Below are 1,291 nucleotides of genomic sequence, written 5' to 3'. Positions count from 1 at the left end.
GCTTCACCCGGCCGCTGCGACGGCCAGGAGTCGAAGGTCTCTCACCCCCGCTCGACTTCAAGCGCCTCGTGGCGCACATGCTTCTCAGCCCAGTCAATCCCGCAGTAGATCAAGTTGCTCCTCCCCTTCGGCGTTGGCATCTGCGCTGGTCACGAGCGCATGCGGGCCACGCGGCTCCCTAATTCCAGGACTCTTCGGTCCGACATCTCACAAGCCGTTCGCGGCACCAGCGCGTCCCACGGGCCTCGGTCTTGTCCAGAGCTCGAGGGCTCGGGATTGGTAAGAGGTCACCGTGAAACGGGCTCGCACCACCAACTCCAACGAGTGAATGTGCGGCGGGTGATGGCGGCCGTGAAGACGACGAACGTCACCGCTCTACCTAGAGGCCTCGCAGGCCAGGGCTTGTATAGGTTGTCCGCCCGGCGTCCATGCGACAGCCATCACCCCGAGCACTGGGGCCGTGCGCCGCTCTCAGTGAAGGCCTCATCAGCCGGGGTCCAGGAAGGCGTCACAGTTCCGTACTCGAACAGTCCGGCACTGCTCCAAGAAGCCGCGCCGGTGCCGCTACCAACGAATTAGGGTCCAGGCAGGCCAGGCCGATCTCGTTGAAGCGGTGGATCACGTCCCGGACGGTGTCCTCGTCGGCCTGCACCAGCTGGGCGATCACGGGCACCCGATTCCCGCCGGCCGAGGCCAGTAGCATCATCGCGCGCCGGTAGCGCACCGAGTTGGTGCTGCCCCGGCGCACGATCTGCTGCAGTTTCTGCCCTTCCTGGTCGGTCAGTCTGCGCACACGGACAGGCTCGGCCACCGCACCTCCAGCGGTCGGAACGGACGTCACCGCCCATCTAACCGCCCTAACCAGCAACCCGGCGAACCTTCCCGGTCAGAGCACTAGCCCGGCTTCAGATCGTCCCCAACGAGCACAGGGCAGGCATCCACCTGGTCAGCGGATCACTCGCCGTACTTGCCCTCACCGCAGCCGGGGCGGGAGTGGCCGTCGTTCCGGCGCCCACAGAAGGCATCGTGCTCCCTGACATCACCTACCGGCCCCTGGATGCCACTCCCACCGGGCTGGACGTCGTCACCCTCAGCAGGCCAGACGAACTGTCAGGCCCCGTTCGAGCTTTTCTCGGCACATCCGAGGCCGCAGCTTCCTGAGACCCTGTGCTGCCTGTTTCCGATCAGCTTCAGAGTCAAGCTTACGGTTCCGCTGTCTGCTGGTGAACCACGAGGGGGGTGGGAACGTCGTGAAGGCGAAAGCTGTGATGACCTTTTTTGGAGGCCGTGA

The 1,291-nt window shown here is 65.1% G+C and carries 1 pseudogene; it reads right to left on the bottom strand.

Going from position 1 to position 1,291, the window contains the following annotated elements:
* Positions 1–577 precede the first annotated feature (577 nt).
* Positions 578–811: pseudogene (locus ACFZDK_RS55875) on the bottom strand (helix-turn-helix domain-containing protein); the annotation flags it as partial.
* Between the last annotated feature and the right edge of the window lie 480 nt (positions 812–1,291).

Origin of the sequence: Streptomyces sp. NPDC007901, from assembly GCF_042959465.1 — a bacterium.
GTDB lineage: Bacteria > Actinomycetota > Actinomycetes > Streptomycetales > Streptomycetaceae > Streptomyces.
The sequence above is the reverse complement of the archived record's forward strand: the minus strand, read 5'-3'. Positions and strand labels throughout refer to the sequence as shown.